We start from the raw sequence: 16,901 nt of genomic DNA, 5'->3' as shown, positions 1-16,901 counted from the left end.
GGCTGTTGGCCCAGACTGACACAAAACCTAAAAATCTGTGCAGACCCTCGGGTTCATATCAGTAATAACGCAACATAATCGAGCAGCCTAAACTACGCTTATAGGTCGTTTTCAAGGGCGGGCAGTTTACATGAAATTGAAGATTTTCCGATGGATAATCGTTGTTGTGATGATAATTGGTGCTTTTATATTCGGCGTGGAGTATCAAAAGTTCACCTACCTCGATGCCTGCCTAGATATGGGTCAACAAACTAACGTAGGTAGCCACCGTGTGTGTGTCAGCAGGCACGATTAAGGAAACGACCACCAGAAACGATCTTCAATACCCAAACAACCTAAAGACGCATGATTCATGCGAGTTTGACTTACGTGCTACATCTCTTTTTCATTTGACTGATTTATATCCAAACGGCATTCAATAGCGGTAACAGGCTATTGTTTGCGCTATTTTTGAGTCACTTTTCCTGTAAAATGCACACAGCTGACAAATTTATTGATAAACCAATGGAACGTCGGTCTGGGAATGAGAAGCAGAACAAGCAAACTTATCCACTTGATATTCAGGCTCATTGACTTCTAAGAGCACGGTGGAATGCTGTTTATCTCTTCCTCGCAATGCGTGCCGTCTTACGCTTTTATCAAGACCGCTCTCGCAGTTTGCTTTTGTTTAACAAAACCATGACATGTTCATTCACTATCTTTGAACATGTTGTCATATTTTGTGTCATATATGCTAAGACGCATCCTATTCGAGAATGTCGTCTTACTCATTAAGAGCCGTCGAAACGATAAGAGCCTTGAATGCTAAAAAGTTTTCATAAATCACGTCAGAGCATACAGACCAAACTTTCCGCCATTGTACTTGGCATCAGTCTTATCTTTGCTTTCGTGTCTGTGACAGTTCAACTTGGCATCAATTACAGCAACACGGTTGAGTGGACGACAAAATCTCTCGAAAAACGCATCAAGAGCACCATCAGCACAATTGGCTATTCCCTCAAGCAGGATGATCTCACCCTACTCGTTCGCCAAATGCAGCAACTGGCTGATATGCCTTATGTCAGCAACGTCTATCTGGTAGGTGATGACGGCCAACAGTATTGGGCAGACAACGCTTCTATGAGCAAAACTGATGAGCATTTCATGCGGCAGGATTTGTTCTATCAGGGAAAAGATATTGGTGATCTTGAGATCTATCTGAATTTCGAAGCCATCAAACAAGACGCTTTCAAGAGTGCAACACCCTCAGCATTCGTTTATCTCTTCGAAGCATTATTGGTCGCTTTCCTGTTGATTGTGATTGTTCGCAGAACCTTCACCCGCAGAATCCGTTCATTGGTCGACACCGTCGACCGTATCGACCTGAATACAGTAAGAAAATTTGCGATTCCAGAAAAGCTGACCCGAAGCGAAGATGAACTTGGGCAGGTTGCCCGCTCAATCCAAGAGCTATACATGCGAATCCGCGGCGATTTCGTGCAAAACAAATTGAAAGAACGGACGCTAAAGCAACACAAAACCTTGCTGGCAGAAGAAGTGACCGTGCGCGCACAGGAGCTTGAATGGCAAAGTCTGGCAAACAAACTTCTCGCCGATCTTTCTCTTCGTCTGCTGAAAGGCCACAAAACCAACGTTGAACATGACGTTCGTATTTGTATGCCGACCCTCGCCAAATTGTTCGAGTCAGACCATGTGTTCTGGCTATCTATCGACCAGGAAAAAGTCTCATACCGCGCTTCCTATCCTGTCGACAGCGATGAACCGCCTATCGATTTTAGCGACAACTACAAAGTGAAACGTTGGTTGATGGAAGCGCAGAATGTCGCCACTGTAGACATCAACAACCTTGATGAAAATGCCATTACCGAGCGCGATTTCCTTGAGCATTTAGGTGTACATAGCCTAGCGATGTTCCCGTTGACGGATGGCCGCAAGAGTTTTGGTTTGGTCGCCGCCACCACGAATCACCGCTCTATACGCTGGAACGAGAATAAAAGTCTTCTGCTCAAACGCTTCGCTACCATGCTGAGTGAATTGACGATTCGAGAGCGCGATCATCTGGCAATGACTGAACTCCAAGAAGAGCTCATCATGGCTAACGAACGACTGCGCTTGGAAGCAGAAACCGATGAGTTGACCCGCTTATTAAACCGTCGCCCATTTAGCCGTCTATTCAGCACCGCTCTGTATGATGCCGTTGATGATGACACCGCCGTCACCATCATGATGATCGACATTGACCACTTTAAAGCCTACAACGATATTTACGGGCACCTGCAAGGCGACAAGGTACTCAGTTACGTCGCACGCGCCATGAACAAAGTGGCGAATGAATATCATGCGCCTCTAGCACGGTTTGGTGGGGAAGAGTTCGCCCTGCTATTGCCAAAAGCCGATCCAGACTTCGCCCAGCAAGTCGCATGGGAACTTTGCCAAACCGTACGTGACCTTTGTATTCCTCATCAGGGGAGTGCGAACAGCGGCATTATTACTATCAGTATCGGCGGTATTATCTGTAAACCGACACCGGATACCCAACCAAACCAGTTGCTTGAATCAGCCGATCAATGCCTCTATAAAGCCAAGCGCGCTGGCAGAAACCGCGCCGAACTTAAGCGCTACAGTGTATACACCGAAGAAATAATGTAGTGTCAGTCAATCGCGATTCAAGGGCAGTCATTCACTGCCCTTTTCTTTTTATTTCATAACTTTATTCCATACCACCACATCTTAGTGACGCTTTTTCACGCTTTGTCTCTTAAATCAGAAACTCTGAATTTCCCAACTATGCAAACATGAGTCATCGATAAACCGCATGTGCAAGGGGTTCAGTATGGTGCCTGTCAAATCACCCAGACAAATTTGCCATATCGTCAGTTCGCTGAACGATACAGCGCAAAATGATCTGGTTTTTGCCAACATCCGTCAGTTTCCTCATCCTCACTATGAGCACACGTTGGTTGTTTTGAAGAAGTCAAAAGTGCAGCCGGTCAAACTGCCGCGTCAGGTCAGCTGTTTGGAATTGGCATTAAAAGGCTCATTGCCCCGCCGCCTTCGTACGTGCAATAAAGCGCTCACTGCGCTCAAACCGGATATTTGCCAAACCTATGGCGACACGACGTTTCCGATACAGTGGTTGGCACACCGTCTCGATATTCCAGTAAAACTGCATATTCACAGTAACAGTGGCAGCCATTGTGGTTTTTGGCGTGAGCTTCTGCGACCTTGGAAATACCGCTTACTCGCTCACTCGGCAGATTTTGTCATTACACCTGAAGATGAAAGCCTGAATTGGCTTGAGGAAAAGGTAGGACTGGAATCAGGTAAGGCGCACTTAATCCGCACAGGTATTGATAACCGTCATTACTGCCCGCCCCTACGCGAGATAGACCCCAACATCACTAATCATTTTATTGGGACAGTCCCTATCCCGACACAACGTTTTGTTATCGGTGTTCCGGTTTCCGGTTTCTGCAAATCGACCGTGCTGGCCTTTCTTGATGAATACATGGCAGCGAGAAAACAGTCACCGGCATTTGCCCGTGATTGTCTGCTGTTGTTGCTGGGCAATAGTCCAAACCTTCGTGCTTATCGTAACGTTTTGGACAGTTTCAAGATCACCGAGGAGAATGTTCGGTTTTATAGCCATCTTTCAGACAATGAGCGTTTCTATAGTCATATTGATGCTATTGTCAGCTTGAATGATGACACCCACACGCCGGTCTCTTTGCTGGAAGCGATGTCGATGGGACTCCCTGTGATCACCCATCGTTCTGACATTGACAATTCAGATGAGGAACATCCGCTTCGCTGGCAAGTAGCAAACAGCGAACCGCTGATTCAGCATCAGCTCCTCACCCTGTTTTCCGATAGTCATTTTCGCCTCAAACTCGGCCAGGCTTCCCGCGCTTATGTGATGAACAAACATAACCACCACGAACACAGAATCCGCTACCGAGCGCTCTACGAAATGGCTCAGCGTAGGGTTGTTCACGAAGAAGATGTGCCAGCAGCGCCTACGATCGCGCCCTCTCAACTCAATCGCTGAACGATCATCTTCAGGTTATTTGGGCATATAACAACCTCGACGCATTCATTGTCGCAAATTCAAGAATATGTGAACTATTATTTAGTCAGGCTCGTGATTAAAGGCAGCGACTGACGATGAAAATTCTGGTTGTCGACGACATGACTTCCATGCGACATGTAATGCTGAACCTGCTTCGAAGCATTGGGTATTTGGATTTGGAGGAAGCCACCAACGGTTGGCAAGCCTTCCAAATGCTGCAAAAAACACCCTACGATTTACTGATCACTGACCTCAACATGCCAAAAATGGATGGCCGTGAGCTGCTGCAAGAAGTACGTGGCAACGAAAAGCTCGCCAAAACCCCCGTATTGATAGTCTCTTGCGAACAAGACAAAGATAAGGTGAAAGAGCTAATCCAACACGGCGTTAACGGCTTTGTGGTCAAGCCTTTCAATGGCGTCACCCTGCAGAAACAAATCAATCGCATCGAACGCCAACAGACGATGCAAAAAGAAAAAACAGACGAAAAGAAGAGTTGGATTAACGGAGAGTAAATGCTGCCTCCATTTCCAGCTCAATCGCACTGCATCGCCAATACTCAAATACCACTTCCTGCGCCACGCCCGACTCATCAACATTCACTTTGGTGATTTTTATTGCCGGAGAACCCGTGGTTGAGCGGGTAGCGAGTGCGACATCTTGGTCAAAAGTGGTCGACACAACACGGTACTTTGCCTCAGTGACCTTGAGTTGCCATTCGCTTTGATAAAGTTCAGACAAATCTCCCTCCAAAGCATGCTGCAACAGGTTAGGCACACGTTCTGCGCGAATCACATGTTCTGCATACATAACCGGCCTGCCGTCCAGGCTGTGGACTCTTTCAAATCTAAATACGTCAGAGAATGGAGGAAGGGACAGTGCCTCAGTGCTTTCTTTGTTCGCCATCATACTATCGCTAGAAAGCACTTCTGTAGTGGGTTTTCGCCCTAGAGACAAAGCGACTGATGAGAACTCATAAGGCTTGGACAGATTGATCACCAGAGGCCGCTGGGAAATAAACCAGCCGCGACGATCTTCGCGGAAAATCAGTCCATCCGCTTCCAGCAATGACAGTGCCTCTCTCAAGGTAACACGGGTTGTCTTGAATGCTTCTGCCAGCTTTCTTTCTGATGGGAGTTTAGTGCCAGCAGCAAGCTGGCCACTTTGAATTTGTTCGCGGATAGCGTCAGTGATTTTGATGTATTGCAAGTGCAGCCATTCGAAAGCAATCAGAGATAAACCTCAGCATACCTCACTAACCATGAGAATACAGCCAGTTATCCCCAAACGACCTGAAGATACGCTTACGAATACTTTGAAGTTAGCGCCAGCGAACACCCGCCAAAGAGATAATTTCCATACGCTCCAGCTCTCGCAGCAGATTACGGGCATATTCAGGTTCACAGACCGAGAGCGCTGACAGTGCAGCACCGAGTGGCAGGTTTTTTTCAAGCAAAGAAAGGAACACACTGGTAGCACTGTCGCAGACCATTACGTCGCCATTGGAAGGGCTGAAAAGTACCATCTGGTCGCCAGATTCGTAGCTACATACATCCAACGAGAATCCTTCTGCAAGACAGACTTCGACATCCGCTTTCAGCACCAGATTATTATCTATTAGCTCGGTCATTCTCATCGTTACTACTCCACTACATATACCCAAGCTATCTATCCAGACTCGAGATAATGCAGATAGCTTGGGTATAGTCACTTTGCATCACATTAGACGTCATCATGAGCAAGCGACAATTTAACTGTATATGCAGAAGACCTATTCCCGCAGGTCATTCAGGGGTATTTTTTGTCGGGTCGCAATATTGATACAAAGCAACGACCGCTGCACCACGAGGGCGCAGCGGGCTTTCCATTGCTTCATACAGCGTTAACGCTGGAGAGAGTATTTTTCGATGAGGGTATAGAGGGTCGGACGTGACACACCGAGTAGATTGGCGGTTTGAGACATGTTGCCTTCCGCTCGTGCCAACGCTCTTGTCACTGCATGGCGTTCAGCTTCTTCACGCACCTGACGAAGATTGAGCGGTAAACCGCTGTCTTTGCGGTGCTCCTTCGTCAAAGCAAGATCCATGGCTGTAATTTGAGTACCATCAGCCATGATCACAGCAGAGTGAACCTTGTTTTGAAGCTCTCTGACATTTCCCGGCCATGAATAAGACATCAGTGCTTCCACCGAATCTTCCGTAAAGCCTACCAAGTTGCGGTTCATGGTTTGATTGAACTGTAACAGGAACGTCTTAGCCAACAACAGGGTGTCGTCTTCCCTTTCGCGAAGTGGTGGGATGGTAATTGTCACTTCACCGAGTTGGTGGATCAGATCTTCGCGGAATTTGCGATCACCCGAGCGATGATTCAGATCCTGATGCGTCGCAGCGACCACTTTCACATCCACTGCAATGGCTCGCTGACCGGCGATTCTATCTACCATTCTCTCCTGCAAAAAGCGCAGAACTTTGGCTTGAATCGAAGGCGGCATATCCCCAATTTCGTCAAGAAAGAGTGTGCCGCCATTCGCCGCTTCGATTTTGCCAATTTTCACCTGACGGGAATCAAAATTACCTTTCTCTACACCAAAGAGTTCACTGTCGAGCAGATCTTCAGGTATCGACGCACAGTTGACGGTAATAAAAGGACCATTGCTTCGAGGGCTGCGATCATGAATCGCACGTGCCAGCAGCGCTTTACCCGTGCCGCTTTCACCATAAATCAGGGTATTCACTTCAGTGTTGGCGACGCGATCAACCATACGTAAGGTTTGTACCATTGGTGGACTGCCGCCAAGGATAGATTGTTGCTGACGCTCATAAGCCCTCAAACGCTCGACTTCATGCTCTAGCTTGGCAGTATGTCTCGCTCGCTTGACCATCATGCGAAGCAGTTCATCACTGAAGGGGCGTTCTATCACATCGGTTGCGCCGGCCTTGAGAGCAAGGATGGCATCGCCGTCATTTTCGCTGTTTACAATAACCAGAATTTTCGTTCGGGGAGCAAAAGCGTGGATTTCCCTAACCAAGTTAATCGCGACAGCATCACTGCTGCCCATTACGACCACAGAGGTCAGCATTTGATTCAGTGCCGTTGCCACGCTTTGCATGGGCGCAGCCACCACGGAGGTAATGTCCTCCAAAATTTGGCTAAGTTGTCGTTGAGACGTTGAATCGTCATCAATAATGAGCAGTGCGTCCTGACGTTTCGTGGTCAGGCTTGGTGCGGTATCAACCATGTATCTCCCCTTTGGGTATTCACACCGTGTATTGAACATGCCTCAGGCCATCAACGAGCGGAGACCCACCCGTTCCGGAAGCAACACGGAAATCCGTGTTTTTTGCCTTTTTGGCGTTACAGATCCAACGGATACCGGTAAAGATGTTGTTGTTTAGGGCACTGATTTTTCAGTCAACAACTGTCTTTTACCAACCGGAATCTTTAAAAGTCACGGTGCTTTCGAACGTACTTACGCAGCATTCACTAACCCAAATGAAGCAAGGCCCTGTCTCGCAATTCAATTTGCTGCGCGTCGATAAATCACGGCAATTCATGAAAACACGCGGTGACGACACGTATTGAGGAAAATCAGTCAGGCGGGGGGAGCCAAGCTATTGTTATTAGGATCGGTTCAACGTCTCTTCGATACAGATTCAAATCCACAAGGACAGACATCGGGCGTCCCGAACTGTTTCTTTTCGCTCGTGAGTTACTCTAGCAGCGCGATTTGGAAACGTTTCCGATAAAGGTAGGAATTGCATTTAATTCTTATTTTGTAGGCACATTCTCTGAATTTAACAGGATAAATTGTGCTCGTACTGACATAAGTATTAGCCCCATTTTGTTCTCTCCCTTGTTGTTTTCCCCTGCTCCCCAATAGCTATCGCAGGGCGAGTTTTCAATCAAAATAGCCGGTGCAGTTTCTGTTAAAAGTTGACGCAAATTTGGGTGCTGCAAAAACTTCTCCATCACCACGAAATGCATGATGTCGTAACGCACAAGCGCCCAGTCCTTGCGGACATGAGCCTCCAGTTCACGGCTGAGTTTGAAAGCATCACATGGCGTTTTAGCGGATAAAATTTTCTGTTGTAAGGCCACATCAGCAAACTTTTGGGCGTGGTACGCGTGTTCGGTCGATGACCAATGTTCACCATCAATGATAATAGATGCTGGAAAGAAATTAGACAGGAAGCCATATGACTCGTCAGGCTCATAAAAGCGAATTTCATTCACTGACATTTGGCGATACCTTTATTGACCTTGTTGAGATCATCTTAGTCAAAAGACTGAATTTTGGCTTAGTCAACAGATTGATTTTACGTTAAACCTCTGGAATTCAACCACCCATTTGCCTGCTTTGCGTAACTTCTGTCTTCCGGCTGACAGTTTTCTATCATAAGATTGTTTCATTAGCATGAAGGGAAAACGCGCTCGACGGAGTGAAAATATGAAATTGGCTGCCATGCTTGCCATTGCCATGATCTGTGCGGTGTTGTTTGTTCCTGTTCATGCCGTTATTCCTGTCAAAGACGCGGACTGCAATGACTGGAATGCAAAGACCTTCTGGTTTGAGCCTTGGGGAAGCTCTGGTGTACATAAAGGCATCGACATTTTTGCCCAATCTGGAACCACGGTAATGTCTGCGACAACTGGCTTGGTGCTCTATACAGGTGAAGTGGCTAAAGGTGGCAAAGTGGTTGCCATTCTTGGGCCAAAATGGCGTTTACACTACTATGCACATTTGGATGAAATCGCGCCGGACACGTCAGGATGGCTGACACAAGGTGAATCGATTGGCACGGTCGGCAGCACGGGTAACGCCATTAACAAACCTGCTCATCTTCACTATTCCGTCATGTCACTGCTCCCTTATCCTTGGCTGTTCAGCACAGAAACTCAAGGTTGGAAGAAGATGTTTTATCTCGACCCAGCCGCCCAGTTTTCCCAGTGCGTCAGCGATTAATCAGAGAACCAAGTAACACGACTCCCTCTCGGATTTCCCTGAGAGAGCTATTACCGAAGCCAGCCACTAATGCTCGTTCTGTCGCTACTGACCGATGACTTTTATCTTCCTGATGGCAATAGTAATCCAACGTTCGAATGGTATATCCTTCCGCTTCAAACGCCGATTTAACCTCTACTGCTGTCGGTCCCCCTTTCCAGCTAAAGGTCACATGTAACCCCGCGGCCTGACTCAGTATCTCCACCTGATCGCCACAAGCATGGGTTAACAATTCGACAAAAAGCCTCTGTTTCTCCTGATAAAGGCTACGCATTTTACGGATATGTCTAAGGTAATCGCCTTCGGTAATAAAGGTCGCCAGCGCTTCTTCTATATGTATTGGAGTATCGCCACCAATAGCATCCTTAATTTGTAAGCATGATTCCACCAGAGCTTCCGGTACGACAAGGTAACCAACACGCACTGAAGGCAGAAACGCCTTACTGAATGTCCCGATATAAATCACCCGCGCATCTTCGCCATGCAATTGCGTCGCGAGCCCCTGAAGCGAAGGATAAGGTCGGTTGGCAAACTGGAATTCACTGTCGTAATCATCTTCGATGATCCAACGGGCTTTCTGGCTTGCCCACTCAATGCAGCGCATTCGCTGCGAAGTATTCAGGCTAGTGCCCATGGGATATTGATTGCTCGGCGTCAGGTAAACAGCTTGACCTTCGAACTGCTCAATCTTCTCGACATCCGCGCCGGACTTCGGCAAAACCGGCAGCTCCTCAATCTTCATTCTGCTTCGCTTAAGCACCTTCCGCATTTGCACATAGCCAGGGTTCTCCATCATCACGCTATCACCGGCCTTCAAAATGGCATTCGACGCGATGTAAAGCGCTTGCTGCGCGCCAGAGGTGACAATAATCCGATGCGCGGGTGCTGAAACAGATCGGCTGACAGAAAGGTATTCACTCAGGGCTTTTCTAAAAGTCAGGCTTCCCTGAATATCATTTTGCCCCGCAATGAAACTTCGCTGATATTGAAGCTGCATCGCTCTCGCCCATTTCTTGTAGGGGAAATGAACCAGATCAGGTACGCCCGGTGCAAAGGCACGGTTTCTTTTTTGGGTGTCGAAAGCTTCTGGTACTGCAGCCACTTCATCAGAGCGTGATGGTATGGTTGGTGACTGGCTATCTTCCGCCTGAAGGAATTGCTCAGGTGTCGAAACATTAACGAAGTAGCCCGCGCCACGTCGGCTTTCCAAATACCCTTCTGCTTTCAGCTGCTCATAAACCGCTGTCACCGTGTTTCGGCTCAACCCCAACTCCTGCGCCATAAAACGGGTAGCAGGAAGCCTGCCATGATGAGGCCAACGGCGATTCAGGATCTTTTCCTGAATCGCGGCATAAAGTGCGCTTTGCTTTGAACTTTTTTCACTGGCGAGCTGCAAATCACCAATGTCGATCGGCTGCATATTGGATCCATTAACTTATCTAAACTGGCTCTATTTGTAGAGCCATTTATCACTACACTACAGGAATGAACGACGAAGAAGCAATGAACAAACAAGGAAGACGTTTATGACGCTAGGCAACACCCAACGGACAACAGTAAAAAAAGCCGCTCACAAAGCAGTTAAAGACAAAGAAGCGCTTTACAGCATTATTGATGAATCCAAACTTGCCCACGTGGCTTTCAGTGATGAGCGCGGCCCAACAGTGATTCCTATGCTGGCATGGCGTGAAGGCGACAACATTTACATTCACGGCGCCAGAAACAGCAAGATGCTTAAACACTTGAAAAACGGCGCGGATTGCTGCGTGACTTTTACCATTCTGGATGCTTGGGTGTTAGCGCGTTCCGCTTTCCACCACAGCGCACATTACCGCTGTGCGATGGCATTTGGACGCTTTGAAGTCGTTGAAGATAACGCCAAAAAAGCGGCGGCTTTTGATGAGTTCCTGGAGCAAATCGCACCGGGAAGAAGCAAAGAAGCTCGTCCCGGTAATGAAAAGGAACTGACAGCAACAGAGCTTTTGGTCATGCCACTCGCTGAAGCTTCAGTCAAGATTGGCCGTCATGGCGTGAATGATGATTTGGCCGATATGAATTTACCCGTTTGGGCAGGAATTCTTCCTTTCCGCACAGTAGCAGGGCCTTTGGAGCCAACCGCTGATAATGGTGTCAACAAAACACCAGACTATTCATCTGCCTACCCGGGCAGATGGTGCGAATAAAAATTCATTCCCCAAGGGGCTTTGTCTCTTGGGGATTGTGTAGCTCCCTGATATATTGAATTTTCGTCTATCAGGAGAGGACAAGGATGAGCACATTCAATCGGGTAGCCATTGTTGGCGGTACCCACGGGAACGAATTCAGCGGTATTTATCTTCTTAAAAAGTGGCAGGAAAGCCCTGCACTTATCAGCCGCCCCACCTTTGAAACAGAAACCCTTTTTGGCAACCCAAATGCATTCCGCGATAACAAACGTTATCTGGATTGTGATTTGAACCGCCAGTTCATCCCTGCCGATCTTGCAAATCCAGAACTGGGTAATTACGAGCAAAGCCGAGCTAAAGCCATCAACCTTCAATTAGGGCCAAAAGGCAACGCCCGCACCGATCTCATCATCGACCTGCACAACACCACCAGCAACATGGGACCAACCCTGATACTGCTGAAAAACGATGCCTTCAATACTCAGCTCGCCGCTTACGTGGCCGAGCGCATGGACAATGCAGTGATTCTGTTTGAAGACCACTGTTCAATGGAAGAGCATTACTTCCTTTGTTCCATCGCTGATCAGGGCATCATTATTGAAGTGGGTCCTCAGCCGCAGTCTGTTATTCGTCAAGACGTACTGGAGTGGATGGATGATATGACACGCCACATCCTCGACTTTGTAGAGCTGTTTAATAAAGGCGAAGTCCCAACGCTACCAGAGACTGTTTCGGCATACCGCTATGTGGAAACCTTGAAGCTGCCTGAAAACGAACAGGGCGAACGTATCGGTATGGTGCATAAAAATGTGCAGGACGCTGACTTCACACCACTGCGAAATGGCGACCCTATCTTCACCAAGTTCGATGGCACAGAAGTGTATTGGGATGGCGACTACGAGGCCTACCCGCACTTTATCAATGAAGCCGCTTACTACGATAACAACCTTGCCATGTCGTTGGGTGAGAAGGTTGATATCCCTGTAATTAAATAATCGCAATACATATACCCAAACCAGCGGTTACCGATCAAAAACGCCCTCAAAATTGAGGGCGTTTCCATACAATTCAACCCTGCTTGTCAGGATTGGGTTTCCCCTGCAATCACTGAAGGGTCACCTTCGACCACCGGCATATCGCCGATTTCAGCCGAGCCTGAAACCTGTGTAGGCACTGGGACGCTGGGGTCTGCCAAGGTCAGGCTAGTGCACTGCCCTGTTGCGGATTGCATAGTCTGTTCAATCTCTCGCGCTTTGATCACATACTGGTTGGAACTTCCCATGGCAACGCCATCGTTGAGAGAAAATGCTGGCGTGTACTTGCCGCTATCCTGCTCATAAGGAATCCCCCAAAAGTCACCGTTTCCGCCATAGTTGAACAGGAACGTTTGTCCCGCGTATGTGCCCGCGGAGCCAGAGCGGTCATTGGCATTGCTGTGGGTGTAAGTGAACTGCAAAGGACGATCGAAACTCACCACATCCCCGCTACCATTTTTAACTGCCGAAAGCTGATTCCATGACTGGATACCCGTTTCCCAGACATAAAATTCAGTCACAATGGATGAGTCATAAATGTCATAAGGATTGGTTACCGTCGATGTCACCATAGGCCCGCTTCGCACGCCCCAACTGTGTGGCGTTGCATCTATATCGTTCTGTGTGAGTGAAGCGTTGTATCGGACAGGCTCAGAACTATTCACACTCACCAGTGTTAACGCATTACCACCAGAGGTACTGAAAGTGAAATTGTGCGGGCCACTCGTCGTTTCAAACGGGCTGCTGGCGCCACTCCAATTCACTAAATCACCACTATCCAATGTACCAATCGGACAGTTGTCATAACAGTACAGCGTGACTGAACCACCATTCAGCAGTTCACCTGAACCCGTTTCGCTTCCGTTAATAAAGCTTTGCTCGTAGTAGGTCAGCGACGTTTTCCCTTCCAGATACTTGACTTCGCCCCCCAATTGTTCGGAGTACATGTAGAGCGATTCATTTGTGGTAAGGGTAATTTGCACTGGGCTGATCGTCGCCACAGAAGGACCGTTCTCACCCCAGCTCAACTTACCGGTTTTATAAAAACCGTCTGAGCCTACACTATCCTGTGCAGCCGTGAGATAATTCACCACCCATTGGTCAAAAGAACCATCGCTAAAGACGGTGCTATCCCAATAGCCAAACTGAATACCTCTTGCTTGAGAAAGGCTGAGCGTTTTCACTTCATTTTTAATCAAACGCCCAGGCGCAGTCACATAGGTATAAGAGGTTTGCGCGCCGCCATCATTTCTAACAACGGTTTCGCCATTGGTCACAGCACCATCAACTTCGGTCCAAAGGCCCCAGTAACCCACATATCCGTAGCTATCATAATTACTGTTATTAGCACTTGAATAGAGGATAGGAAAACCAGCATTTACCCTGACTTCGGCACCTGATGATGCGTTATATAAGTCATATCTATGCACGTAGCTGTCAAACTGGGTTCGGCTCAAACAGGTACCTGAATTGCTGCCGGACTTATAAGGTAAGCTGTCGAAATCTGACGCGTTTTGCAGCAAAACGTTATCGCTATTAAACGCCAAAGCATAAGCTCCCGATTGATCAGAGGAGGTCAGTGCCACACCTGTCGAACGATCACTACTCATCACCACACTGGCACTTTGCGTATAGCTGCTGGCACCCTGCTGGCTGGACTCATAAAGCGTAAAACCTATCGAACCAGGTTCGCTGTCCAAAGTGATTACTTCACCTCCACCTAATTGGTTGAGGTTGGTGAAATTGTCATAGAAATCAAAATTGAACGTAAACTGCCCGAAAGGGTTAGAATCAGAAGCCCCTTCGCTAATCACAGCCTGAAATTTTATCGCCTGATTACCGCCTCCCCCTTCCATTTCGGGGATCCACACGTTGACAATCAAGGGATCAAGATCAGAGGCCCGGGTGACGTTTGCTACCGCTTTCAAATAAGACGGTGTATTCGCAGCGCCAGATGACTGCCCTGACGAGCCGTCATCTTCTGAGTCAAAACAAGCTGCTTCATCCGCCAGTACTAAATAGGGACCCGCGTTGGCAAACTCCGTGACATTGAACTGCGCCGTGAAACAGAGAATGCTGTTTACCAATTCGATGGGTTGTAACGCCTCATTCCAAACATAAGATTTGGTCTGCGCGTTCGAGTAGTCTGTGCCAGCGTCGTTGAATGCTGCATGAGCAACACCCGAAGATAAAGCCATCGATGACAACAGCCATACAGTTTTAGTCATTTTCATTGGTCACGACCTCCAACTGTTGGGGAAGTTGTAAACTACTGGTAGAAGTCGCAGATCCTGCACCGTCGCTATCACTGCATCCCAAAAGACCGATAGAAAACAGGCATATACAGCCCAACTTTATTAACCCTTTCATTACACCCTCACCTCATCATCCGTTTCTAAAGAGATAAAAGTCTCAACTTCAAGACTTCATATACACATAGTTTTAGTGTGGAAAATAACCGTTGTCAGTTTTGTGCCTAAATCAAAGGTAAGGGACATATCCCATTGAAATCATTTACTTAAATCCGGTATGACGTACTGACAGAAAGAGGGAATTACGTTGAAAAATAAGGAGTTAAACGCAAGCTGAGACAAATTTCCGGTTGGATGCTCATAAATATATAATGTGACTCAAATCACTTATTCAACACTTTTGGTAATCAATAAGCAAAAACCGAAATAGAAACGTAGTGAATGTGATCTCGATCTGCTGAAGGGTGTTGAAGGTTCCCTAGACTGGAGCCAGAAACATTAACAGTAATGACACATAAATTAAAAAAATATTGCTGTTTTTCAAAGCAAACACAGAGGGATACATTAATGAGCGAAGTTTTATTAGCAGTTTTTGCTGGTGCAATTGTTGGTTTTTTCTTTAGCGCCGTGAAGTTGCCTCTCCCCGCCCCACCAGTGATATCTGGAATCATGGGTATCGTTGGGATCTATCTTGGCGGCATGGCCTATCAAACAATTGTCACGAGATTCTTTTCATAGTCTCTCCCACATTCTTTACCCCAAGCGCAGAAATTTAATGCGCTGGAATTTCATATTTTATTTACGACGTAGAAAATTCGAGGAGGACTGGTGTCTACAGGGAAGCTACCGCCGGCGGCAGATGGATTACAACTCAACTTCTGTAAAACATTGGCGTGTCGAAACTTTGGATTGAGTGATGAGAAGTATTATTTGCTTCAAGATTCGGATCCGTCTCGTCCCGGTTTGGTGTGCCGAGAGTGTGGTGCCTTTCCTCCTCTCCTTAACAACAGGGGCGTTATTGAAGAACTGAGTCGTCTAAAACAGCAAGACTCAGGTAATCTCGCCGCGTGCAATACCGAAGGCTGTGAGGCATTTGGTAAGCCTGTGCTCACCCATCGTGAGCATTATCATGCGTTTGGTTACAGTGGTGAGCGTCAGCGCTACCGTTGTAAGCATTGCCAAGCGACTTTCGTGGATAAATGGTCGAATGCCAACCCTAAGTTGGATGTTCAGCAACGTCTGCTGGGATTGCTTTTCACCGGACATCCGGTTCGGGAGATTTGTAGAAAACTGCATATCAACCCAAAGACTTTTTACGATCACCTCGAGCAAATCGCTGCGCGCTGCCGAAATAAACTGGCAAGCGTGGACGCTCGATTCCTGCAATTATCGAAGGAAAACCCACTGGCTTCATCGCTCACGACGTTGCAGCCGCGCAGTGACAATGGCGTGATGTGGTTAACCACTGGTGATGCAGAACATGGCTACGTGTTGCTGCAAAATATCAACTACTCATCTGACGAAGAAAAGCCAGATGAAGTGGGTGATGTGTACGCTGAAAAAGCGAGGTTGATGCCGGATAATTTCATCCACTTCACAGACTCCTTTGAAGCGAATCCCGAAGGCTTACTGAATCAGGTCAACGAGAAGTACAAAGAAGTTCTTTCACGCAGCAATGTGGAAGACCTCTATACGCGACCAATACATGTTGATTACCCGTCAAAAGGTTGTTTGATTCGACCCCAGTACGCGGCGTATGCGCAGTATCTTCGTTTGAAAGAGTTGACTGAAGAGTGGCAAGACCTCACGGTCTATCTCCCTCAAGAGCCATTGCTACGCTCTGCGATCATCAGTGTGTTTAGGGAACGCCTTCAAGAGAAACAATGCCATCCAATCTACGTGGTGCAGAATGCGCATTGGCTGGAACACGATAGTGCCGATAACATCGACATTATGCTCTTGAGTTGGTGGCGTGACCGCTGGGCATTCACCCAGAAAGGACAAGCAGAGAAAGCCATCTGTCACTTAGGGAAAGAGACAGGTCTGGAAGCTGCTTGGTTGGAAAGAGCAACGACAACAGCACTGGAAGATTATCAGGATCGCTTTCACCTGCATTTTCGCTCCCTGATCGATGAGCCAAGACGTCGGTTGCGCCCAGGAGGCCTGCTTCCATTACTGGATATCTTCCGCGCATGGAACAACCTTTGCCATCAGAACAGCGAAGGAATTACCCCTGCGCAGGCTTTGGGACTGGCGCGCCACCCTTACACATTGGCGAATTTGTTAGCATAATCATTAGGGTGCGATAGGCTTATTTGGCTCTACTTGCACCTCAATTGCTATGAGAAAACAAAAAAGCGAGCTTAAAGCTCGCTTTTT

Annotated in this window: 14 protein-coding genes; 8 read left to right on the top strand and 6 right to left on the bottom strand. The window is 47.5% G+C overall.

Annotated features, from left to right (window positions below; translation table 11 throughout):
- Positions 1–801: 801 nt before the first annotated feature.
- The 3 genes from QL223_RS01125 (at position 802) to QL223_RS01115 (ending at position 4,584) form a co-directional block, all read left to right on the top strand.
- On the top strand, positions 802–2,649 hold the full coding sequence (locus QL223_RS01125; RefSeq protein ID WP_281543596.1) for a diguanylate cyclase: 1,848 nt from the start codon (positions 802–804) through the stop codon (positions 2,647–2,649).
- Between the two features lie 184 nt (positions 2,650–2,833).
- The gene (locus tag QL223_RS01120; RefSeq protein ID WP_152442366.1) at positions 2,834–4,048 is read left to right on the top strand and encodes a glycosyltransferase family 4 protein; all 1,215 of its coding nucleotides are present in this window, start codon (positions 2,834–2,836) and stop codon (positions 4,046–4,048) included.
- 116 nt (positions 4,049–4,164) lie between these two features.
- Positions 4,165–4,584, top strand: coding sequence for a response regulator (locus QL223_RS01115; protein WP_002538377.1), 420 nt, complete (start codon positions 4,165–4,167; stop codon positions 4,582–4,584).
- On the opposite strand, the gene QL223_RS01110 is transcribed toward QL223_RS01115, so the two are convergent.
- From QL223_RS01110 to QL223_RS01095, 4 genes are all read right to left on the bottom strand, one after another.
- Positions 4,571–5,278 carry a UTRA domain-containing protein gene (locus QL223_RS01110; protein WP_002538374.1) on the bottom strand — a complete coding sequence of 236 codons (708 nt, stop codon included), beginning with the start codon at positions 5,276–5,278 and terminating at the stop codon, positions 4,571–4,573. The two genes, QL223_RS01115 and QL223_RS01110, sit on opposite strands and share 14 nt — an antisense overlap.
- Before the next feature lie 112 nt (positions 5,279–5,390).
- Positions 5,391–5,705, bottom strand: coding sequence for a hypothetical protein (locus QL223_RS01105; RefSeq protein ID WP_046304257.1), 315 nt, complete (start codon positions 5,703–5,705; stop codon positions 5,391–5,393).
- Between the two features lie 246 nt (positions 5,706–5,951).
- Positions 5,952–7,307: a sigma-54-dependent Fis family transcriptional regulator gene (locus tag QL223_RS01100; RefSeq protein ID WP_002538372.1), complete on the bottom strand. Its 1,356-nt coding sequence runs from the start codon at positions 7,305–7,307 to the stop codon at positions 5,952–5,954.
- A 530-nt stretch (positions 7,308–7,837) separates the two neighbouring features.
- Positions 7,838–8,308 carry an NADAR family protein gene (locus tag QL223_RS01095; protein ID WP_281543595.1) on the bottom strand — a complete coding sequence of 157 codons (471 nt, stop codon included), beginning with the start codon at positions 8,306–8,308 and terminating at the stop codon, positions 7,838–7,840.
- Positions 8,309–8,516: 208 nt separating this feature from the next.
- On the opposite strand from QL223_RS01095, the gene QL223_RS01090 reads away from it, so the two are divergent.
- Positions 8,517–9,032 carry a M23 family metallopeptidase gene (locus tag QL223_RS01090; protein WP_281543594.1) on the top strand — a complete coding sequence of 172 codons (516 nt, stop codon included), beginning with the start codon at positions 8,517–8,519 and terminating at the stop codon, positions 9,030–9,032.
- On the opposite strand, the gene QL223_RS01085 is transcribed toward QL223_RS01090, so the two are convergent.
- Entirely contained in the window at positions 9,022–10,491 is a 1,470-nt protein-coding gene (locus tag QL223_RS01085) for a PLP-dependent aminotransferase family protein (protein ID WP_002538368.1), read from the bottom strand. The two genes, QL223_RS01090 and QL223_RS01085, sit on opposite strands and share 11 nt — an antisense overlap.
- 106 nt (positions 10,492–10,597) lie before the next feature.
- Between QL223_RS01085 and QL223_RS01080 the strand changes: the two genes are divergently transcribed.
- Both QL223_RS01080 and QL223_RS01075 read left to right on the top strand, forming a co-directional pair.
- Positions 10,598–11,254 (top strand): pyridoxamine 5'-phosphate oxidase family protein, encoded by a 657-nt coding sequence (locus QL223_RS01080; RefSeq protein ID WP_002538367.1) that lies wholly within the window; start codon positions 10,598–10,600, stop codon positions 11,252–11,254.
- Positions 11,255–11,340: 86 nt separating this feature from the next.
- Positions 11,341–12,231 carry an aspartoacylase gene (locus QL223_RS01075; RefSeq protein ID WP_002538366.1) on the top strand — a complete coding sequence of 297 codons (891 nt, stop codon included), beginning with the start codon at positions 11,341–11,343 and terminating at the stop codon, positions 12,229–12,231.
- Positions 12,232–12,317: 86 nt separating this feature from the next.
- On the opposite strand, the gene QL223_RS01070 is transcribed toward QL223_RS01075, so the two are convergent.
- Positions 12,318–14,504, bottom strand: a complete 2,187-nt coding sequence (locus tag QL223_RS01070; protein WP_281543593.1) for a hypothetical protein — start codon at positions 14,502–14,504, stop codon at positions 12,318–12,320.
- Positions 14,505–15,089: 585 nt separating this feature from the next.
- On the opposite strand from QL223_RS01070, the gene QL223_RS01065 reads away from it, so the two are divergent.
- Together QL223_RS01065 and QL223_RS01060 are read left to right on the top strand one after the other, a co-directional pair.
- Positions 15,090–15,260, top strand: coding sequence for a DUF1427 family protein (locus QL223_RS01065; RefSeq protein ID WP_002538364.1), 171 nt, complete (start codon positions 15,090–15,092; stop codon positions 15,258–15,260).
- Positions 15,261–15,350: 90 nt separating this feature from the next.
- Positions 15,351–16,814, top strand: coding sequence for a hypothetical protein (locus QL223_RS01060; protein ID WP_002538363.1), 1,464 nt, complete (start codon positions 15,351–15,353; stop codon positions 16,812–16,814).
- Positions 16,815–16,901: the final 87 nt, after the last annotated feature.

The sequence above is a fragment of the Grimontia sp. SpTr1 genome, from assembly GCF_947387585.1.
GTDB classification, from domain to species: Bacteria; Pseudomonadota; Gammaproteobacteria; order Enterobacterales; family Vibrionaceae; genus Enterovibrio; species Enterovibrio indicus.
This window is presented reverse-complemented; position numbering and strand designations above follow the sequence as displayed.